Annotated in this window: 22 protein-coding genes; 12 read left to right on the forward strand and 10 right to left on the reverse strand. The window is 73.8% G+C overall.

Going from position 1 to position 19,699, the window contains the following annotated elements; all coding sequences use genetic code 11:
- Nucleotides 1-11: 11 nt before the first annotated feature.
- Both MON03_RS02460 and MON03_RS02465 read right to left on the reverse strand, forming a co-directional pair.
- Nucleotides 12-770 carry an HAD-IIB family hydrolase gene (locus MON03_RS02460; protein WP_242090303.1) on the reverse strand — a complete coding sequence of 253 codons (759 nt, stop codon included), beginning with the start codon at nt 768-770 and terminating at the stop codon, nt 12-14.
- 181 nt (nt 771-951) lie between these two features.
- Nucleotides 952-1,539, reverse strand: coding sequence for a nitroreductase family protein (locus MON03_RS02465; protein ID WP_022904361.1), 588 nt, complete (start codon nt 1,537-1,539; stop codon nt 952-954).
- Nucleotides 1,540-1,620: 81 nt separating this feature from the next.
- On the opposite strand from MON03_RS02465, the gene MON03_RS02470 reads away from it, so the two are divergent.
- Complete coding sequence (locus MON03_RS02470; protein WP_242090304.1) at nt 1,621-2,544, forward strand: AEC family transporter; 924 nt, start codon at nt 1,621-1,623, stop codon at nt 2,542-2,544.
- A 574-nt stretch (nt 2,545-3,118) separates the two neighbouring features.
- Here the strand turns inward: MON03_RS02470 and MON03_RS02475 are convergent.
- Nucleotides 3,119-3,382 carry a hypothetical protein gene (locus tag MON03_RS02475; protein ID WP_242090306.1) on the reverse strand — a complete coding sequence of 88 codons (264 nt, stop codon included), beginning with the start codon at nt 3,380-3,382 and terminating at the stop codon, nt 3,119-3,121.
- Here MON03_RS02475 and MON03_RS17460 point away from each other — a divergent pair.
- Nucleotides 3,264-3,554, forward strand: coding sequence for a four-helix bundle copper-binding protein (locus tag MON03_RS17460; protein WP_502798704.1), 291 nt, complete (start codon nt 3,264-3,266; stop codon nt 3,552-3,554). The two genes, MON03_RS02475 and MON03_RS17460, sit on opposite strands and share 119 nt — an antisense overlap.
- A 44-nt stretch (nt 3,555-3,598) precedes the next feature.
- On the opposite strand, the gene MON03_RS02485 is transcribed toward MON03_RS17460, so the two are convergent.
- On the reverse strand, nt 3,599-3,847 hold the full coding sequence (locus MON03_RS02485) for a hypothetical protein (protein WP_022904358.1): 249 nt from the start codon (nt 3,845-3,847) through the stop codon (nt 3,599-3,601).
- A 152-nt stretch (nt 3,848-3,999) separates the two neighbouring features.
- Nucleotides 4,000-4,836, reverse strand: a complete 837-nt coding sequence (locus MON03_RS02490; RefSeq protein WP_242090311.1) for an exodeoxyribonuclease III — start codon at nt 4,834-4,836, stop codon at nt 4,000-4,002.
- Between the two features lie 76 nt (nt 4,837-4,912).
- On the opposite strand from MON03_RS02490, the gene MON03_RS02495 reads away from it, so the two are divergent.
- The 5 genes from MON03_RS02495 to MON03_RS02515 are packed head-to-tail and all read left to right on the forward strand — an operon-like array spanning nt 4,913 to nt 7,125.
- Entirely contained in the window at nt 4,913-5,356 is a 444-nt protein-coding gene (locus MON03_RS02495) for an Asp23/Gls24 family envelope stress response protein (RefSeq protein WP_031273832.1), read from the forward strand.
- Nucleotides 5,353-5,544: a DUF2273 domain-containing protein gene (locus tag MON03_RS02500; RefSeq protein ID WP_022904355.1), complete on the forward strand. Its 192-nt coding sequence runs from the start codon at nt 5,353-5,355 to the stop codon at nt 5,542-5,544. The genes MON03_RS02495 and MON03_RS02500 overlap by 4 nt, the downstream gene beginning before the upstream one ends.
- Entirely contained in the window at nt 5,541-5,912 is a 372-nt protein-coding gene (locus MON03_RS02505; protein WP_242090313.1) for a hypothetical protein, read from the forward strand. The genes MON03_RS02500 and MON03_RS02505 overlap by 4 nt, the downstream gene beginning before the upstream one ends.
- Nucleotides 5,909-6,532, forward strand: a complete 624-nt coding sequence (locus tag MON03_RS02510; protein WP_242090315.1) for a hypothetical protein — start codon at nt 5,909-5,911, stop codon at nt 6,530-6,532. Before MON03_RS02505 ends, MON03_RS02510 begins: the two co-directional genes overlap by 4 nt.
- Complete coding sequence (locus tag MON03_RS02515; protein WP_242090317.1) at nt 6,529-7,125, forward strand: hypothetical protein; 597 nt, start codon at nt 6,529-6,531, stop codon at nt 7,123-7,125. Before MON03_RS02510 ends, MON03_RS02515 begins: the two co-directional genes overlap by 4 nt.
- Nucleotides 7,126-7,372: 247 nt before the next feature.
- On the opposite strand, the gene MON03_RS02520 is transcribed toward MON03_RS02515, so the two are convergent.
- Nucleotides 7,373-8,731: a M23 family metallopeptidase gene (locus tag MON03_RS02520; protein ID WP_242090319.1), complete on the reverse strand. Its 1,359-nt coding sequence runs from the start codon at nt 8,729-8,731 to the stop codon at nt 7,373-7,375.
- A gap of 63 nt (nt 8,732-8,794) precedes the next feature.
- Nucleotides 8,795-10,453, reverse strand: a complete 1,659-nt coding sequence (locus MON03_RS02525; protein WP_242090322.1) for a hypothetical protein — start codon at nt 10,451-10,453, stop codon at nt 8,795-8,797.
- Between the two features lie 98 nt (nt 10,454-10,551).
- Here MON03_RS02525 and pyrE point away from each other — a divergent pair, with 98 nt between their 5' ends.
- Together pyrE and MON03_RS02535 are read left to right on the forward strand one after the other, a co-directional pair.
- Nucleotides 10,552-11,103 carry an orotate phosphoribosyltransferase gene (gene pyrE / locus MON03_RS02530; RefSeq protein ID WP_242090323.1) on the forward strand — a complete coding sequence of 184 codons (552 nt, stop codon included), beginning with the start codon at nt 10,552-10,554 and terminating at the stop codon, nt 11,101-11,103.
- The gene (locus MON03_RS02535; RefSeq protein ID WP_242090325.1) at nt 11,100-13,352 is read left to right on the forward strand and encodes a septum formation family protein; all 2,253 of its coding nucleotides are present in this window, start codon (nt 11,100-11,102) and stop codon (nt 13,350-13,352) included. The genes pyrE and MON03_RS02535 overlap by 4 nt, the downstream gene beginning before the upstream one ends.
- Before the next feature lie 153 nt (nt 13,353-13,505).
- Here MON03_RS02535 and MON03_RS02540 read toward each other — a convergent pair whose 3' ends face one another.
- Nucleotides 13,506-14,459 carry an aldo/keto reductase gene (locus MON03_RS02540; protein WP_242090327.1) on the reverse strand — a complete coding sequence of 318 codons (954 nt, stop codon included), beginning with the start codon at nt 14,457-14,459 and terminating at the stop codon, nt 13,506-13,508.
- 106 nt (nt 14,460-14,565) lie between these two features.
- Between MON03_RS02540 and MON03_RS02545 the strand changes: the two genes are divergently transcribed.
- A complete protein-coding gene (locus tag MON03_RS02545; RefSeq protein ID WP_022904345.1) occupies nt 14,566-15,210 on the forward strand; it encodes a HEAT repeat domain-containing protein in 645 nt (214 codons plus the stop codon).
- A gap of 341 nt (nt 15,211-15,551) precedes the next feature.
- Nucleotides 15,552-16,856, forward strand: a complete 1,305-nt coding sequence (locus MON03_RS02550) for a calcium:cation antiporter family protein (protein ID WP_242090329.1) — start codon at nt 15,552-15,554, stop codon at nt 16,854-16,856.
- 161 nt (nt 16,857-17,017) lie between these two features.
- On the opposite strand, the gene MON03_RS02555 is transcribed toward MON03_RS02550, so the two are convergent.
- Entirely contained in the window at nt 17,018-17,707 is a 690-nt protein-coding gene (locus tag MON03_RS02555) for a metal-dependent transcriptional regulator (protein WP_022904343.1), read from the reverse strand.
- A 23-nt stretch (nt 17,708-17,730) separates the two neighbouring features.
- Between MON03_RS02555 and MON03_RS02560 the strand changes: the two genes are divergently transcribed.
- The gene (locus tag MON03_RS02560; protein ID WP_242090331.1) at nt 17,731-18,609 is read left to right on the forward strand and encodes a CPBP family intramembrane glutamic endopeptidase; all 879 of its coding nucleotides are present in this window, start codon (nt 17,731-17,733) and stop codon (nt 18,607-18,609) included.
- Nucleotides 18,610-18,727: 118 nt separating this feature from the next.
- Here MON03_RS02560 and MON03_RS02565 read toward each other — a convergent pair whose 3' ends face one another.
- The gene (locus MON03_RS02565) at nt 18,728-19,525 is read right to left on the reverse strand and encodes an HAD-IIA family hydrolase (RefSeq protein ID WP_022904341.1); all 798 of its coding nucleotides are present in this window, start codon (nt 19,523-19,525) and stop codon (nt 18,728-18,730) included.
- Nucleotides 19,526-19,699: the final 174 nt, after the last annotated feature.

Below are 19,699 nucleotides of genomic sequence, written 5' to 3' on the forward strand. Positions count from 1 at the left end.
CTCGGTGCGCGTCAGCGCAGCGTCGGGACGAGCTCCGTCAGGAACGCGTCGGTGTCCTCCCAACCCTCGACCGCGTGGCAGGGGACGCCGAGCGCCTTCACCGGGTAGTCGTTGCCCTCGGGGTCGAGCCGGTCGCCGACGAACAGCATGTCCTCGAGCGCGATGCCCGTGATCTCGGCGAGCCGGCGCATGCCGTACGCCTTGTCGATCCCCTTCCGGGTGATGTCGATGCTCGTCGAGCCGCCGGAACGGACCTCGAGGTCGGGGAGCTGCTCCTGGACCAGACGACGGAGGTGGTCCTTCTTCTCGCCGGTCGGGTCCCACTGCTTCTTGACGTCGACCGGGGCGGCCTGGCCGAGCGCCGAGAACGTGATCTGCGAGCCGCGGTCCTCGAGGATGTCGCCCCAGGTCCGCTCCTCCCAGTAGCCCGCCTGCTTCGCCTGCTCCTCGATCGCGGCGAGGGCACGGGTCTTCTGCTCGTCGGTGAGGTCCTCGGCGTACTGCAGCGCCCAGTCGTCGTCCTGCCACCGGTAGTAGCGCGTCCCGCAGGTCGGCAGGAGGTGGAGGTCGTCGAGCGTGAGGTCCTCGCGGTCACGGAGCGGGGTCACGAGCTGCTGCTCGAACTGGTGGAAGTTGCCGCCGGAGATCACGGCGACCGGCACGACCTCGAGCAGGGACGCGAAGGTCTCGAGCATGCGGGGGTCGAGCGGCGACTTCGACGGGGCGAGGGTGTCGTCCAGGTCGAAGGCGACGAGGCGGGGCGTGGTCATGTGCACGATCCTGCCAGAGCCGCGCCGACGAGACGCCGGGTGCGACGGGTGTCGGCTCAGGGCCGGTGCGACGCCGGCACCCGGTCGCGGGCGTCCGTGATGTCCGTGTACCCGTGTCCGTACATGCCACGCGGCCGCACCCCTGGACCCGGGGTGCGGCCGCGCACGGTGGACGCGGGGCTCACTCCTTGACGAGCACGACCTCGTCGAGCGGCAGCCGCGTGCGCGGGGCGACCTCGCGCTCCGCAGCCTTGTCGTCGAGCTGCGACGGGTCGGTCACCGTACCGATCGCCGACACCGTGTACGGGAGGAAGCGCTCCGGCAGGTCGAACGCCGCGCGGAGACCGGCCGCGTCGATGCCCGCCATCTGGTGGACGTGCAGTCCCTCGGCGTGCGCCTGGACCGTCAGCGCCGCGAGGGACTGGCCGAGGTCGTACTGCGCGAACGGACGCTCGTCGCCGTCCTCGGTCACGGTCTCGAGCACCCCGACCACGAGGGCGCTCGCACGGAAGGCCCACGCGGCGTTGAAGCCGAGGAGGTTCTCGTTGATCTTCCGGAAGGTCTCGGTGCCGCGGCGTCCCGCGATGAAGCGGCGGGGCTGGTGGTTCATCGCGGACGGTGCCCAGCGAGCAGCCTCGAGCAGGGCGTCGAACGGTGCGTCGTCGATCGTGGCGCTCTCGTCGTAGGAGCGCGGGCTCCACCGTTCCTCGAGGAGCGGCACGAGGGGCTGGCTGGAGTCGGTCGAGCGGGTGAGCGTCTGCGAGGTCATGGTGCGTGCAACGGTATCCGGCGCGGACGCATTTCCGGGCTGAACGACGTCACATGAAGCCGGGGTGCCAGGATGGTCGGGATGGGTGGCGTGTTGACCGGGTTCGCGATCATCGGCGCGATCATCGCCGCCGGGTACGTCGTCGGGCGCACCGGGCTGCTCGGGCAGCACGCGCAGTTCGTGATGGGGCGCCTGGCGTTCTTCGTGCTCATGCCGTGCCTGCTGTTCCACACGATCGCGACCGCCGACATCGCCTCACTGCTGTCCCCGATGCTCTGGGTGTCGCTCGTCAGCGCGCTCGTCGTGGCGCTCGGGGCGGCGCTCGTCTTCCGGCTGGTGCTCCGCCGTCCGGTGGCGACGACCACGGTGGGCGCACTGGCGTCGAGCTACGTGAACGCGAACAACATCGGCCTGCCCGTGGCGGTGTACGTACTCGGACAGGCCACCGCGGTCGTGCCGGTGATCCTGCTCCAGCTCATCGTGCTCGCACCGATCGCCCTGACCGTCCTCGACACGGCCACCGCGGGCGCGGGGAGCCTCGCGCGTCGGATCGCCGGGCCGTTCCGGAACCCGATCATCATCGCGTCGCTCGTCGGCCTGGCGTGCTCGGCGCTGCACGTCGAGCTGCCCGCTCCCGTGCTCGAGCCGTTCTCGCTCGTGGGAGCTGCCGCGGTGCCGGTCGTCCTGCTGTCCTTCGGCATGAGCCTGCACGGTGCGACGCCGCTGCGGGACCCGTCGATCCGGACGGACGTCCTCGTCGCCTCGGCGATCAAGCTCGTGGTGATGCCGACGGTGGCGTTCGTCCTCGCCCGGTCGGTGTTCGGGCTCGGCGACCAGGACGTGTTCGTGCTGACGACGCTCGGGGCGCTGCCGGCCGCGCAGAACGTGTTCAACTACGCGCAGCGGTACGGGGCGGCCGTGCCGGTGGCGCGGGACGTCGTGCTCCTCACGACCGTCGGGTCCGTGCCGGTGCTCGTCGCGATCGCGGCGCTGCTGCACCCGTAGGCCGCTGCGCCGCGCAACGCGCGCGTGTGCGCGCGCGCGCGCATGGTGCGGCGGCGCGTGCGCATGGTGCGAGGTTGAGCACACGGTGCGGGGGTTTGTTCCTCGCACGGTGTGGGGAAGCTCGCACGGTGCGGACTGGAGGTGCGTGGCGGGGTCGCACCGTGCCTCCCGTCGGGTGGTGGGCGCGGATGCGCCGGGGGCGAGCGGGTGCTGCGGACGGTGCGAGGTTGCGCACACGGTGCGGGGGTTTGTTCCTCGCACGGTGTGGGGAAGCTCGCACGGTGCGGACGGGAGGTGCGTGGCGGGGTCGCACCGTGCCTCCCGTCGGGTGGTGGGCGCGGATGCGCCGGGGGCGAGCGGGTGCTGCGGACGGTGCGAGGTTGCGCACACGGTGCGGGGGTTTGTTCCTCGCACGGTGTGCGGAAGCTCGCACGCTGCGGACGGGAGGCGCATGGCGGGGTCACACCGTGCCTCCCGTCGGGTGGTGGGCGCGGACGCGCCGAGAGCGAGCGGGTGCTGCGGACTCTTCACGCGCTCGTAGGCTGCGCCGCGGACGGCGCGCGTACCGTGGCGGTCACGACCACGAGGAACGGGAGACCACGATGGACACGATGGCGATGATGAAGACCATGTCGACGGACGCGATGCCGATGGCGATGGACATGGAGATGATGCAGGACACGATGATGGCGATGAACGCCGCGTCGATGGCCGCGACCATGTGCTCCGCCTCCGACATGCGCACGGGCGGCGAGATGGCCACCTGCGCGGCGATGTGCTCGAACACGGCGATGCTCGCGGACACCGGCATGCGCATGATGATGCGTCCGATGGGCATGGACGCCGAGGCCATGCGCACGATGCTCGCCGCCTGCGTGGCGATGGGCACGGCGTGCGCAGCGGAGTGCCGGCAGCACGCGGACATGGACGAGTCGTGCCGCTACTGCGCGATGGCGTGCGACGAGATGGTCGCCAAGTGCCGGGCGATGATGGACGCGATGCCCGTCTGACGACGTGACCCCCGCGTTCGGCGGGCCGTGCTCAGCCGAGGCGGTCAGGCGGCCCGAGCGGTCGTGCGGACCCCGCCGGAGCTGAGGAGCTCAGCCACCGGATGGTGGGCGACCGGGGCCCCGACGGACGCGAGGGCGTCGGCGTCCGCCACCCGGAGCCGGGTCACCGCGCCGTCGAGGAACGCGACGACGAGGTGAGCCTCGTGCGCCTCGACGACGATGCCGTCACGCCACGCGGCGGGGTTGGCGTCGGCCATGACGCGCTGGATCGGGAGGACGGTCGTGCGGGACATGGCTTCACCTGCTCTCGAGAGCGGCGACGGTGCGTCGCCGGTGCAGGAAACCTACGTCCGCCCCGGGCCGTCGACAACGGCGGCGGACGCCGGGCGTAACAGAGCAGCACGCGGTGCGGTGTCGCTGTGCTCCGAGCGGTGCCGCTCGGGCGTCAGAAGATCATCGGCCGGTCGTCGTCGAGCGAGGTGTCCAGGTCGAGGTCGACCGACACCGGCACGTGGTCGCTCGGCGCGTCGCCCTTGCGCTCGTTGCGGTGGATCGCGGCGTCGGTCACCACGTCGGCGAAGGCCTGGGAACCGAGCACGAAGTCGATGCGCATGCCCTCGTTGCGGGGGAAGCGGAGCTGCTTGTAGTCCCAGTACGTGTAGCCGTCCGGCACGATCGGCCGGACGACGTCCTGCAGCCCGCGCTCCTCGAACGCACGGAACGCGGCGCGCTCGGGTTCGCTCACGTGCGTGGCGCCCTCGAACACCCGCACGTCCCAGACGTCCTGGTCGAGCGGCGCGACGTTCCAGTCGCCCATGAGCGCCAGCGGCAGTTCCGGGTCGTCGGACAGCCACTCCGCGGTGCGGTCGGCGAGCTGCGCGAGCCAGTCGAGCTTGTACGTGTAGTGCGGGTCGCCGAGCTCGCGACCGTTCGGCACGTAGAGGCTCCAGAGGCGGACACCGTCGACCGTGACGCCGATCGCGCGGGCCTCGACGGGGAGGTCCGGGCCCTCGTGGCCCTTGAGGAAGCCGGGCTGCCCGGGGAAGTCGCGCGCGACGTCCTCCATCGGCAGCCGGCTGGCGAAGGCGACGCCGTTCCACTGGTTCAGGCCGTGCGCCTCCACCTGGTAGCCGGCCGCCTCGAACGCCTCGGTCGGGAACTGCTCCGGCTTGCACTTGATCTCCTGCATGCCGAGGACGTCGACGTCCTCACGCACGAGCCAGTCGACGATCCGCCCCACTCGGGTGCGGACGGAGTTCACGTTCCAGGTCGCCACGCGCATGGTCCGAACCTACCGGTCCCTCCCCGGCCGGATGGTGTTCGCTGGGGTGCACCACCGGATCAGATCGGAGACCACCATGGCACCCACCACGGACCGCGTCGACGGGCCCACCACCGGCTCGCCGACGACGCAGGTCACCACCAAGGGCAGGACGATCATCGACGACGCGGTCGTCGCGAAGGTCGCCGGCATCGCCGCCCGCGACGTGCCCGGCGTGCACGCCCTCGGCGGCAACGCGGCCCGGGCGTTCGGCGCGATCCGCGACGCCATCGGTTCCAGCGCCCTCGGGCAGGGCGTCCGCGTCGAGGTGGGTGAGACGCAGGCCGCGGTCGACGTCACCATCGTCGTCGAGTACCCGGTCCCGATGATGGAGGTCGCCTCGGCCGTCCGTGCTGCCGTGACCACCGCCGTCACCGACCTGGTCGGGCTCGAGGTCACCGAGGTCAACGTGGCGATCAACGACGTCGAGATCCCCGGACTGCCCGCCGCGACCGAGGACGCCGAGGGCCGCGTGCGATGAACGCCACCGTGGTCGGCGCCGGGGTCGGCGCCGTGCTCGCGATCGTCGCCGTCACGCTCGGCTTCTGGGCGTTCGTGGTGGTGGCGGTCGCCATGCTCGTCGGGGCCCTGGTGGGTCGGATCGTGAGCGGCGACCTCGACGTCCGCCGCCTCGCCGACGTCCTCCGCGGACGCCGGAGCTCGTCGTGAGTCACGCCGTCGTCGCCGGCGGTCCCGGCAGCGGCGGCGTCGTCCCCGGTTGGGACCGCATCGGTTCGGCCGCGCTCGTGCACACGGCCCAGGCCGTCGCCGCCGAGGCGCTCCGCGCGCCCCTCCGGGACGTTCGCGCCCGGGTCACCGGCGACGGGCGCGGTTCGCTGTCGGTCGAGGTCACCGCCCCGCTGCGCGTCCCCGTGCTCGGCTCCGGCGCGGTGCCGACCGAGCCCGTGCTCGTCACCACGCACCGCGCCCGGGGCACCATCGCGGACCGGGTCCACGCCATCACGGGACGCCAGGTCGACCGGGTCGACGTCACCTACGCCTCGTCGGTCGTCGACGTCCCCCGGAGGGTCCGGTGAGCGCCGCCGCTCCACGCGACGTCGACGTGCCGCGCGCCGCCCCGGACGACCGGATCCACCGCCGCGTGCTCCGTCGCGAGACGACGGCGTCCCGCTCGGGGACCGTCGTCGTCGCGATGCTGCTCGTCGTACTCCTCGCCGCCGTCGTGGTGGTCGCCGCGTCGGCCGTCCTGCTCGGCCAGGGGGTGCTCGGCGTCGACCCACGCGCGGTCGTCGACGCGGCTGCGCGGGCGCCCGGCGGGCTCGACACGACCGTCGTCGTCACCGTCGGCGCCGTCGTCGCGGTCCTCGGGCTGACCCTGCTGCTCCGGGGTCTCCTGCCGAAGCGCCTGCCCCGGCACACGATGCCGTCCGAGCGGCTCGCGGTCATCGTGGACGACGAGGTGCTCGCCTCCGCCGTGGCCCGCGCCGCCCGCTCGGCGACCCGGCTCGGACCCGACGCGGCCGTCGGCACCGTCGGGCGCCGGACCGTGGACGTGGTCCTCCGCCCGGCCGCCGGCGTGGACGTCCCCGTGCTCGACGCCACCGACGCCGTGCAGCGCGAGCTCGACGCCGTCGCCGCACAGCCGACCGTCACCGCGCACGTCCGTGTCCAGCCGACCGGGAGGGTGGACGGGTGAACGCGACGAACCGTGTCCTCGGACGCATCGCCCTGGTGCTCGTCGGGCTCGCCCTGCTGGGCGTCGGGGTCGTGACCGTGCTCGTGCCGACCGTCCCGGCCGTCGCGGCGGTGTGGCAGGACGTCGCCCGGGCGGGGCTCGCCGATCTCGGCCCCGGAGTGGCACGGCAGGCCTCGATCGCGGCGTGGACGGCGCTCCTCGGCGGGGCCGTCGTGCTCGGCGTCCTCGCCCTCGTGGTGCTCAGCACGCTCGGCGGCGGGCGGACCGGCACGGTCGTCGAGGACGACGGCGGCGCGGACGGTGTCGCCGGCTCCGTGCGGATCGAGGCCGCGGCGGTCCAGCACGCGCTGTCCTCGGCGATCGGCGACCTGCCCCAGGTGGCCTCGCTCGCGGTCGACGTCTACCGGGTCCGGGGGCGTCGGGCCGTCCGCATCCGTGTCCGGCCCCGCCGGGGTGCGGGACCGCGGGAGCTCACCGAGCGTGTCGAGGCCGTCGTCGCGGACCTCGACGCGGTGCTCGGGGAGCGGCTGCCCGTGCTGCTCGAGATCGCGCGTGGGGGAGCGGGGTCGGGGAAGCCGGACCGCGTGCACTGACGCCGGTGCCGGTGCGGTGGCGCCTGCCGGTGCCGGTGCCGGTGCCGGTGCGGTGTGCTGGCGCACAACCGAAAGCACCCCGAACCACGCGATCACGCGGTTCGGGGTGCTTTCCGTTGTGCGAGCGCGGGCGCGGGCGCCCGCGCGCGCGGCCGGGCGCGGGCGCGAGCGCGCGGCGACGGGGCGCTGCCCGCGCGCGCGGCCGCCCGCGCGCGGCGGCCGCCCGCCGCCTGCGCGCGGCGCTCGGCTAGAACGCGACGCCGCGGGCCGCGAAGAACGGCACCGGGTCGGTGGTGGTCCCGCCCGTGTGCACCTCGATGTGCGAGTGGCAGCCCGTCGAGTTGCCGGTCGACCCCACGAGCGCGATGAGCTGTCCGGCCGAGACCTGCTGGCCGGGCGACACCCGGAACCCGCCGTTCACGATGTGGCCGTAGGCGGTCTGGTAGCCGCCCGCGTGGGAGATGCGGACGTAGTTGCCGTAGCCGCCGTACCACCCGACGTAGTCGACCGTGCCGGCAGCCGCCGCGACGATCGCACTCGAGCACGCACTCCCGAGGTCGACGCCCTCGTGGAAGATCACGCCGCCGTGGATCGGGTGCACCCGGTACCCGTACGGGCTCGTGATCCAACCGCTCGCGGGCCGCACCCAGCCGGTGCCGGAGCCGGACCCGGCGGAGCCACCGGACGACCCGCCGCTCGACCCGCTCGACCCACCCGACGAACTCCCGCTCGACCCGCCGCCGCTGTTCGCCGCGGCTGCCCGCGCGCGTTCGGCGGCCGCGGCGCGCTCGGCTGCTTCACGCGCTGCCTTCTCCTCCGCGGCCTTGCGGACGGCCTCGCCCTTCGCGAACTCCTTCTCGGAGCGGACGCGCCCCGAGGTCAGGGTCGCGAGCTGCGCGTCGAGCCTCGCCTTGTTCGACTGCTGTTCGTCGTAGGCCGTCTGCACTCGGTCGGACGCCGCCTGCGCCTCGTCCATGCGGTCCTGCGCCGCCTGCGCGAGCTCGTCGAGCTTCTCCGCGGCGCGGTCGGCCTGCGCGGTCAGCGACCGGGCCACCGCGGCGTCGGCGGTCGCCGCGGCCTCGACCCGTTCGGCCTGCTCCGACAGCTTGCTCAGGGCGCCGAGGTTGTAGAGGAGGTCGGAGGCGTCCTCGGTGCTCCCCACGACGGAGGCGGTGACGTCCGCACCGCCGGAGCGGGCCATCTGCGCGGCGAGCTGGCCCGCCTGTGCGGCGCTCTGCTCGGCCACCTCCGCGTGCTCATCGGCATCGGCGCGGAGGCGCTGCTCGCGTTCGGCTGCCTGCTGGGCTGCGGTCTGGGCGTCGTAGAACTCGTCGCCGAGCCGCTCCGCCTCGTCCTGCGCCGCCTCGAGGTCGGCGGACAGCCCGTCGATGATGCCGCGGATCCGGGTGATCTGGCCCTGCTTGTCGGACTCCTTGCCGCGGGCGGCGAGGACGTCGTCCCACGAGGGGTACGTCTTCGCCTGCGCTGCCGGGGCGTCCAGCACGACGGTGCCCACGAGTCCGGCGAGCGCCAGGCCGGTCACGGCGAGACGGAGCGGGAGGACCGGGAGCCGGCGGGCGGGACGGTGGCGGGTGGCGCGGGTCACGGTGGCGAGCCTATACATCCGTACAGGCAGGACCGGCTGTCGGCGCGCCGCTGTGGACGACTCTCAGAAGCCGCGGTCCCGGAGCGTCTGCTCGGCGCTCTGCACCACGCGGTCGCGGAGCACGGCCGCCCCGGTGGTCCCCGCGTAGTCGTAGACGTCGAAGCCCGTGCAGTGGGTGATCGACGCGGGGCTCCCGAGCGAGTCCTCCACAGCCCGGGTCCACACGTCCCCGGACCCGATGACGACGAACGTCGGCCGTGCCCCGCGGTACGCGCCGAGGTCGACGAGCCAGGGGTAGGTGTCGAACGTGTCCCGGACCTGCAGGAGTTCGACGTTCGGGGCGGCGTACGTCGCGAGCGGCCGCACCGTCCAGAACTGGCCGACGCCCGTGACGTCCCGCCCGGCCGCCCACCGGTCGAGGCAGCGGGCAGCGGTGTAGCGCGCGTCCGTGACCGTCCGGACCGTGCCCGGGACGGCCGCGACCCCGGCGACGAGCACCGCCGCCGCGCCGATCGCGAGGACGGTCCGCACCGCCCGCGACGGTCGGTGCACCCGTGTGGCGCGGACCGCGGTGCGGGTGAGCTCGGCGACCGCGACGATCGCGAGCAGCGGCGCGGTGACGATCGGCTCGAGGTAGCGCGGGGTCTCCGATCCGGCGACGACGACCCCGACGGACACCGCCACGACCGTCACCAGCGGCAGCACCGTGGCGACGAGGACCGTCCGTGCGGTCCGGACCCGCCACGCCCACACGGTGCCGCCGACGGCGAGCAGCACGCCGACGAAGAGCAGCAGCAGCCCGGCGTCGCCCGCCGCGGATGCCGCACGGTCGTCGGTGAGCTGCGCGAAGAACGCCAGGGTGTCGACCGCACGGGACGGGTGCACGTACGTCGCGGGGTCGAGGGAGACGAACGGGCGCAGCGGGATCCGGACGAGGTACCCGGCCACGGAGCCGACCACGAGGACCGACCCGAGCAGCAGCGACGGCCGCCACGGCACCCGGCGCGCGAGCGCGAGCAGCACCAGCGTCACGATCACCGGCCCGGCCGACCACGGGACGTACAGGGGGTTCGACGCCGTCGTCAGCGCGGCGACGAGCCCGAGCGTGACGAGGACGGGCACGGACGCCCGGCCGGTCCGCACCGCGCGGAGCACGAGCACGGCCGTGCCGAGCATGGCGAGCACCGCGCCGTAGTAGTAGGTGGTCGTGAGCAGCAGGGAAGCGAGCTCGAGCGAGGTCGCCGTCGCCGTCGACTCCGTGAGCACGAGCGCCGTCACGAAGGCGAGCGCGAGCGCGGCGACCGCGATCCGTGCCGGGCGCCCGGCGGCTGGCATGAGCTCGTTCGCCGCCGCACGGAGGAGCGCGTACACGGCGAGCAGCACCAGCAGGCCGTTCAGCGCGAGCGCCTGCTGCGGCGTCGCGGTCACGACCGAGCACAGGAGGTAGACGGGCAGCTCGGGGAAGAAGAACAGCGCGGGGGACATCGCCCACTCGAAGGGCTGCCCGGCGTCGAGCGAGCGCCGGACCAGCGGCAGGAGCACCGAGTCGCCGTCGTACCAGAGGAGCGCGACGCGCGGCGTCGCGATGACGTGCCGCAACGCGATGACGGACAGGGCCAGCGCGACCAGCGCGCCCAGTGCCTCCCGGCCGACCGCGACCCACCTGCCCGCGGGGGCCGCGCGCCCGGCCTCGACTGCGGGCGACGGTGCGGAGCGGGACATGCTCCGGAGCGTACCGAGGCGGGCTCGGCGCAGGCCTCCCGGCGTGCAGCGGGCGATCAGCAGCGGCGTACCACCCCGACCGGCTACTCTGGTGCGCTGTGACGGACGTGCGTGCCCAGTTGATCGACCACATCAAGGCCGATGCCGTGTTCCACGGCGACTTCACCCTGACGAGCGGGAAGCAGGCGTCGTACTACATCGACCTGCGCAAGGTGAGCCTCGACCACCGGGTCGCGCCGCTCATCGGACAGGTGATGACCGACCTCATCGCCGAGGTGCCGGACGTCGCCGCCGTGGGTGGGCTGACCATGGGTGCCGACCCGATCGCGAGCGCGGTGCTGCACCAGGCGGCCGCCCGCGGACTCGCGTACGACGCCTTCGTGGTGCGCAAGGAGCCGAAGGACCACGGGCGCGGCCGCCAGGTCGAGGGCCCCGACGTCGCGGGCAAGCGCGTCATCGTGCTCGAGGACACCTCCACGACCGGCGGCTCGCCGCTCAAGGCCGCCGAGGCGCTCGAGCGCGAGGGCGCGATCATCGCCGCCGTGGCCGTCGTGGTGGACCGCGACACCGGGGCGAAGGAGAAGATCGAGGCCGCCGGGTACCCCTACTACGCCGCGATCGGACTGGCCGACCTGGGGTTGTCCGCGTGACCGGGGAGCGTCCGGACGACGCGCAGCGCCCCGGGGACACCGCCGGTTCCGGAGACGGGACCGACGGCCTGGAGGCACGGCGCGCGTCGGACGCGGACGCTCCGTTCCACGGTCTCCGCAGCGCTGCGGACATCTTCGGCGCTCCCCGCTCGGCCGACGACTGGCCGTCCCGACGGGAGCGTCGAGAGGCGATCAAGGCCGCGCAGGAGACGGGTGCACCGCTGCCGGAGCCGTTCGCCGCTCCGGAGGAGGAGCCGACCTCGGCGCCGGAGCCGACCTCAGCGCCGGAGCCGGACGACGCGACGTCGTCCGGTGCCGACCGCGACGGCATTGCCGTTCCGGGTGCCGTGGCCGACGACGCCGCCACCCAGGCGATCTCGATGCCCGAGCAGCTCTCGGCACCGTCGCAGCACGCACACCCGAGCTCGATCCAGCTCCCGACGGCCCGGTCGAACCGCGACGCCCGTGCGGCCGAGGCGCGGGCACTCGACGACGAGCGTCGACGGGTGGACCCGACCGGGACCGGACGCGAGGACGTCGACTGGCTCGGCCGCGCCACCGGGACGGGTACCGGCGCGGTGACCGTGGGCGAGCCGATGGCCCGCCAGCCGCTCGGGGTCGAGGACGCGCTGCCCTCCTCGGACGAGCCGCCGAGCTTCACCGAGCTGCTCGGGCTGGAGTCCTCCGACCGCGACGTCGACGCTCCGGGCCCGGACCGCCCGTTCGACTGGGCGGTGCGGGACGACGCGACCGGTGAGGTGCCGACGGCGCTCACCTCGGACGCCTTCGCGACGAAGGCCTTCGAGACCGTCGCGCTGGCGGGGGAGCAGCCCGCGTCCGCGCCGGGTGCGGGTGGCATCGCTGCGGCCGGGGCGGGAGCGGCTGCGCTGGCCCCGGGCGAGCCGGCTTCGGGTGCGGCTCCTGCGGGTGCGCCGGCTGCCGGAGCGCCGTCGGGCGGGGACGACCCCGACGCGCCGACCACGCGACTGTCCGTGCCGGACGCGGCCACGGGCTTCCCGGTCGAGCCGTCGCGCCCCGCGACACCGGTCGCGGCGGCACCGGCCGAGCCCTCCGCGACGACGCCGGCCACGAGCTGGTCGCTGTCGGACGAGGCCGAGGACACCCCCACCGTCGCCTTCGAGCCGCCCCGCTCGGCCACCGCGTCGCCCTGGTGGGCCGAACCCGACGACGTGGCCCCGCCGACGGCCGCTCCGCCACTCGTCGAGCCCACCCCCGAGACCTACCCCGCGCATCTGCCGCCCGCCGTCGGGCAAGACTTCGACGGCCTGCTCGGATCCGAGGACGACCGTCCCGTCACCGAGCCCGTCGCCGCGCCCGCTGCCCGCCCGCTGCGCCCGGAGGACATCGACCAGTCGGAGTGGACCGACCGCGAGACGAGCGACACGAGCGCGATCAAGGACCTCTTCGGCACCGCCGCCGTCGACCAGCTCGGCGCGACCGGCTACGACCCGCACGACACCGGCACGGCGATGCTGCCCGCCGTCGGTGCGGCGTCCGGAGCCGCCGCCGGCTCCTCCGGCCGTGGGACCGGTGCCACGACCGCGCCGTCGTCCTCGCCGGCGAAGCAGGGCGTCATCAACCAGCAGTTCGCCCGGCTCCAGGGCGAGGGCAAGCGCGGGAAGCAGATCCTCATCGGCGGCTCGGTCGTGCTCATCGTCGTGCTGCTCGTGCTGGTGTTCCTCTTCGCCCGGTGGATCATGGGCAACACCGTCGCGGACCACCTCACGCCGACCTCGTCGCCGAGCGCTGCGGCGCAGTCCGCCGAGTCGTCGAGCTCGCCGTCGACCACACCCTCCGCCGAGGCGCAGCCCGCCCAGACGCAGCCGGCGGGCATCGTGTTCGCGACCACGCAGGCGACGCCCGGGGAGCACTCGTGGACCGAGCTCGCGGGCGGGGAGTGCCTGGCGGCGCCGTACACGGACGCGTGGGCCCAGACCTACACCGTCGTCGACTGCTCGACGCCGCACGTGGCGCAGCTGACCGCGCGGCTCCCGGTGCAGGCGGATGCGTGGCCGGGGGCGGACGCGCTCGCGGCGCAGGCGAGCGAGCAGTGCCAGACCTCGGCGGCACTCGACACGGCGGCTGCGGCGTCGTACGGCGACGTGCAGGTGCAGGGGTCGTACGCGCCCGATGCGTCGACGTGGGACCGCGGGGACACGTTCATCGCGTGCTTCGTGACGCGGTCGTCGGGGCAGACGCTCACGGGGTCGCTCGCGCCGACGTCCTAGGCCGCGTGCGCGGTGCCGGGGCGCGGTGCCGGGGCGCGGTGCCGCTGTCGGGGACGCCGCTGTCGGGCGACGGGGTCGTCGTCGTGCGACGGCGGCGGTGTCGTTCCGCGTCGGCGAAGCGAGCCCGAGCCCGCGCCCGCGCCCGCGGCCGGGTCAGCGCGCGGCGGGGACCTTCGCGGACGCGTCCGTCAGGGTCTGCAGCTCCTCCGGCGTGAGCTCGAGTTCCGCCGATGCCAGCAGGGCCGGCAGCTGCTCGGTGTTCCGCGCACTCGCGATCGGCGCGACCACGTCCGGCTGCGCCTGCAGCCAGGCGAGGGACACGGTCGCGATCGCCACGCCGTGGGCGTCGGCGATGGTGTCGAGGGCGTCGACGACCGCGAGCCCCGCGTCGGTGAAGTACCCCGACACCTGCCCCTCGCGGTCCGCGCCGGCGAAGTCCTCCTTCGTGCGGTACTTGCCCGTCAGGAAGCCGGCCGCGAGCGCGAAGTACGGCACGACCCCGAGGTGCTCGGCGGCGGCGAGCGGCGCGATCTCCGACTCGTACGGCTCCCGCGTCACGAGGTTGTAGTGCGGCTGGATCGCGACCGGCTTCGCGAGCCCGTTGTCGGACGCGATGCGGATCCACTCCTCCGCGCGAGCTCGGGAGTAGTTCGAGATCGCGGTGTAGCGGACGAGCCCCTCGCGGACGAGCTGGTCGAACGCGCGGACGGTCTCCTCCAGCGGCGTCGACTCGTCGTCGAAGTGCGCGTAGTAGAGGTCGATGCGGTCCGTCCCGAGCCGCTCCAGGCTGGCACGCGCTGCCGCCGCGACGGTCGACGCCGACAAGCCCTTGTACTCCGGGTGCTGCGAGACCTTGGTCGCGATGACGACGTCGTCGCGCTTGCCCGACGCCCGGAGCCACGATCCGATGACCCGCTCGGACTCGCCGCCGCTGTTGCCCGGCGCCCAGGCCGAGTACACGTCGGCGGAGTCGACGAAGTCGCCGCCGGCGCCCGCGTAGGCGTCGAGGACACGGTGTGAGGTCTCCTCGTCAGCGGTCCAGCCGAAGACGTTGCCGCCGAGGGCGAGGGGGAACACGGTCAGGTCACTGGTACCGATGCGGGGCATTGCGGGTCCTCTCGTGGTCGTTGCCGCGGCGGACCGTCGCGACCCTCCCACGCTATGCCCGGCGACCTGTCGCCCGACCAGAGGCTTCGCAGTGTTGCATGAGGGGATGCCCACGCTCACCGACCACCTCGCCGACCCCCGCTCCTCCGTCCGGCTCCGGGCGGTCATGGCGGCCGGGACGACCGCGGACCCGGCCGACCTCGACGTCCTCCTCGAGCAGTGCGCGACAGACCCCGACCTGCAGGTGCGCGAGGCCCTGACCTGGTCGCTCGTCCGGCTCCCGGCGGAGCTCGTCGTGCCCCGGCTCGTCGCGGAGCTCGACCGCCCCGAGGCGCAGGCGCGTTCGCAGGCGCTGCACACGCTCTCGAAGATCCGCGACGGCTCGGTGTTCGACGAGGTCGCGGAGCGGATCGGGGACACCGACCCCGGCGTCCGCCGGACCGCCTGGCGTGCGGCGGTGGTCCTCGCCCCCGACGCGGAGCGTCCGGCCCTTGCCCGTCGACTCGCCCTGGAACTCGGCGAGGGCGACCGCGACCGGCGCCTCGCGCTGAGCCGCGCGCTCGTGTCGCTCGGCGAGGACGTCGTCGCACCCGTCCTCGCGGAGGCGACAGCACGACGCGGCGACGCGGTCCGTGCGCACGTGGCCGAGACGGAGCGGCTGCTGCACGACCCGGACGCCGCCTCCTCGCTGGCGCTGGAGCGCGCGCGACGCGAGATGGCGCTGGGACGCAGCAAGCGCGCCTCCGGCTGACGAGGGCCGCTGCGGTGACCCCGTGACGGCCTGGAGGCGCGTGGCGGGCCCGTCCCGTGCCTCCAGGCCGTTCCGCGCCAGCGCTGGGCGGGTGACGGAACCCGCGGATTCGACGTCTCGAACACCCCGGATCGGCTTGCGTGTCGGCGTCGACACCGGCCAGGGTGGGTGTCGAAGGGGAGTAGCTCCCAGCGCGTGCATCGACACACTGACCATCACGACGATCGGTCCGGTGCACCACCCGCGGCCGTCCGGCCCGGGCGAGCGAGACCTTCGGCCGTTCCGCCGTGGCCGAGGTCCTCCCGTGATGCTCCGCCGTGGCTCCGACCAGGAGACCCACCATGACCGACACCCTGTCGAACCCGACACCGCGCACCGCGTCGACATCGACCGCAGGCGCCTCCCGCATGGGCCGCAGCGCCTGGGGCCGCGTCGCGATCTGCGTCGTGCTCGCCGTCCCCGCCGTCGTATTCCGGCTGACGGGCTTCGCGCCGAACCCCGTCGTCGACCTCCTCGTCTTCGGCGGTGCGGTCGTCGCTGCGTCGTTCCTGCTCGCGTGGGCCGCCGAGGCTGCGCAGAAGGACATCGCGGGAGCCCTCGCCATCGCGATCCTCGCGCTCATCGCGGTGCTGCCCGAGTACGCCGTCGACCTCTTCTACGCGTTCCGCTCCGGCTCCGACCCCGCGTTCGAGCAGTTCGCCGCCGCGAACATGACCGGGTCGAACCGGCTCCTGCTCGGGTTCGGCTGGCCGCTCGTCGTGGTGATCTCGCTGCTCGTCGCCCGCCGGTACGTCCGTGCCGGCTCGCTGCCCGCCTCGGCGACGAAGGTGCTGCAGCTCGAGCAGTCCTCGCGGCTCGACATCGGGTTCCTGGCGCTCCTCGCCGTCGTCGCGTTCCTCATCCCGCTCCTCGGCTCGATCCCGCTGTGGTTCGGGTTCGTGCTGCTCGCCGCGTTCGTCGCCTACCTGTGGCGCGCGTCGAAGGTCGCCGACGGTGACGACGACGAAGAGGAGATGGTCGGCATGGCGGGGAACATCGCCTCGATGCCGACCCGTGCCCGGCGCTGGACGATCGTCGCGCTGTTCGTCGCCGCCGCCGCCGTGATCCTGTCGTCCGCCGAGCCCTTCGCCGAGGCGCTCGTGTCCTCCGGCAGCGCACTCGGCATCGACAGCTACTTCCTCGTGCAGTGGCTCGCGCCCCTCGCGACCGAGGCGCCCGAGTTCATCGTCGCCGCGCTCTTCGCCCTGCGCGGCATGGGCGGCGCGGCCATCGGGACGCTCATCGCCTCGAAGGTGAACCAGTGGTCGCTGCTGGTCGGGTCGCTGCCGATCGCACACGTCCTCGGCGGCGGGACCACGGGCGGGCTGCCGCTCGACGGTCGGCAGGTCGAGGAGTTCATGCTCACCGCGTCCCAAACGGTGCTCGGCGTGGCGATCATCATCGCGCTGCGGTTCCACCGGTGGTCGGCGATCGCGCTCGTGGCCCTGTTCGCGGTCCAGTTCGTGGTGACGGACACGAGCGGACGGTGGGTGCTCAGCATCGTGCACCTCGTCGCCGCGGTGGTCGTGTTCTGGATCAACCGGCGGGACATCGCGCCGACGCTCGCGGCACCGTTCCGGCGGCAGCCCGCGGTCGAGCGCGGCTGAGCGCGGGGCGGGCGGCGGGGCGCGGGGTCGAGGCGGCGCGGGGCCGAGTCTTGCGTTGAGCGACAGATCTCGCGCCGTTCCGCGCGAGATCTGTCGCCGACCCCGAGTCTCGGGGCTGCGCCGGGGCCGCGCGGCTGCCGCGCGGCCGCGGCGGCCGCGCGTCAGTCGCCGTCGGGGGCGAGCCAGATCGCGGTCGCGGCCGCTGCCGGCAGGTCCACGAGCGACTCCGAGCCGTCGGACGAGCGCCGAGACACCGCGATCACGCCCGCGTAGTCCCGGACCTGCTCGACGCGCAGGTGCGTCCCGAGGGCGACTCCGAGCTCGTCGAAGTACCGCAGGAGCGAGGGGTCGTCGTCCGACACCCGGTCGACCGTGCCGCACGCCCCCGGGGCCACGGTGCCGAGGAGCGCACCCGGCGAGTCCGGCACGGAGCCGTCCGCCCGTGGGATCGGATCGCCGTGCGGGTCGTGCGTGGGGTGCCCGAGATCGACGTCCACCCGGTCGAGGAACGTCTCCGAGACCGCGTGCTCGAGAGCCTCGGCCTCGGTGTGCACCTCGTCCCAGCCGTACCCGAGCCGCTGCACGAGGAACGTCTCGATGAGCCGGTGCCGCCGGACCATCGCCACGGCGACCTGCTGGCCGAGCGGCGTGAGGACGACACCGTAGTACGGGGTGTGCTCGATGAGCCCGTCACGGTCGAGCTTCCGGAGGTTGCCCGACACCGTCGACGCCGAGACCCGGAGCGCCGCGGCGATGTCCCGCGTCGCGAGTCCGCCGCCGCCGCGTTCGCTCGCCTTCCAGATGAGCTTCACGTAGTCCTCGGCCATGGTGCTGAGGGAGGGAAGCCGCATGTGCCAATGGTACAAACGCAGACGTGACGTCAGCAGCCCCGGTCCGCAGACGGCGCTGGCCGGTCCCTCCGTCGCTGCTGGTCGGCCTCGCACCGCTCGTGCTCTTCGCCGCGGTCAGCGCCTGGCGGGCACGGCCGAGCGACGACTACCCGACCCTCGGCCAGACCGTCGACAGCGTCGTCCGTTCCCTGGTCGTCCCCGAGGGGATCGCGGTCGTGGCGCTCGCCGTCGTGGTCAGCGGCCTCGGCTGGTGGCGCATCGCGACCGTCGACCCGACCCGCACCCCGCTCCGGTGGACGATGATCGCCCCGCTGGGGATCCTGCTCGTCTGCCTCGTCCGGCTGCCGCTCATCGACTGGAGCGCGCTGCCCGTCCGCTACTTCCTCCTGCTCACGGTCGGGGTGCTGTTCGTCGGCGTGTTCGAGGAGCTGATGACCCGCGGTGTCCTGCTCGTCGGCCTCCGGCGACGCGTGCCCGAGTTCGCCGTGTGGGCGGTGTCGTGCGTCCTCTTCGGCCTGCTGCACCTGCTCAACGTCCTCGCCGGTGCCGGTCTCGGGACGACCGCCGTGCAGGTCGTCTTCGCGGCCTCGTTCGGGTCGACGCTGTACGTGACGCGGCGGCTCACCGGCTCGCTGGTCCCGGCGATGCTGCTGCACGCGTTCTGGGACTTCGGGTCGATCGGCTTCTCGGCGACGGTGCGGCCGGGCGACACGAGCCTGCTGGTCCCGGCCGGGATCATCGGGCTGTTCTCGTTCGCGGTCCTCGCGTTCGGCATCGTCGCCGGCGGGGTGGTCGCGTGGCGGGACGACCGGCCGCGCCGCCTGCGGCGCCGGTGGCGGACGGTCCCGCCCATGGCGGCCGACGCGGTGCGCGGGGACGAGCCGCGCCTCCAGGCGGTCTGACACCGCGCCACACGCGCAGCGCTCGGGCCTGCGCCCGCACGCGCCGCGCTCGGGCCTGCGCCCGTCCGCAACGGGCGCGCACGCCGCGTTCCCGCCCGCACGCGGCGGGCGCGCGCTGCTACAGCTCGACCTCGAACGGCTCGGTCCGGACGAGCTCGTGCACCCCGGAGATGACCTCGCTCGGGCGGAACGGGTAGCGCTCGATCTCGGCCTGGTCGCTGATGCCGGTCATGACGAGCACGGTGTGCAAGCCCGCCTCGATGCCCGCCTGCACGTCGGTGTCCATCCGGTCGCCGATCATGCCGGTGTTCTCGGAGTGCGCCCCGATGCGGTTCATCGCGGAGCGGAACATCATCGGGTTCGGCTTGCCGACGACGTACGGCTGCTTGCCGGTGGCCTTCTCGATCATCGCGGCGATGGCCCCGGTCGCCGGCAGCACGCCCTCGGCGCTCGGGCCCGTCGCGTCCGGGTTGGTGACGATGAAGCGGGCGCCGTCACGGATGAGCCGCACGGCCTTGGTGATCGCCTCGAACGAGTAGTTCCGGGTCTCACCGACCACCACGTAGTCGGGGGCGGTCTCGGTCATGATGAACCCGGCCTCGTGCAGGGCCGTGGTCATGCCGGCCTCGCCGATCACGAAGGCGGAGCCGCCGGGCATCTGCGAGCGGCAGAAGTCCGCCGTCGCGAGCGCGCTCGTCCAGATGCGCTCCTCGGGCACGTGGAGGCCCGAACCGCGGAGCCGGGCGCTGAGGTCGCGCGGGGTGAAGATCGAGTTGTTCGTCAGGACGAGGAACTCCGTGCCCTCGTCGAGCCACTGCTGGATGAGCTCGGGGGCCCCGGGGAGGGCCTGGTTCTCGTGCACCAGCACGCCGTCCATGTCGGTCAGCCAGCACTCGACTTCGTCGCGGGTCGCCATGGCCTCACCCTAGCGGGCGGGTCCGACCCGGCGCGGGTCGGGCCCGCGGCGTCAGGGAGCAGGCCGGGAGGCCCGGTGCGGCTCTTGTGCACCGGCCGCGGTGTGCGGGATGGTCGGTTCACCGAATGTCGTTCGGCTTTGCCCTAGGCTTTTCGGTACACGTACCAGAACAAG

Origin of the sequence: Curtobacterium sp. DN_7.5 (assembly GCF_022655355.1) — a bacterium.
GTDB lineage: Bacteria > Actinomycetota > Actinomycetes > Actinomycetales > Microbacteriaceae > Curtobacterium > Curtobacterium luteum.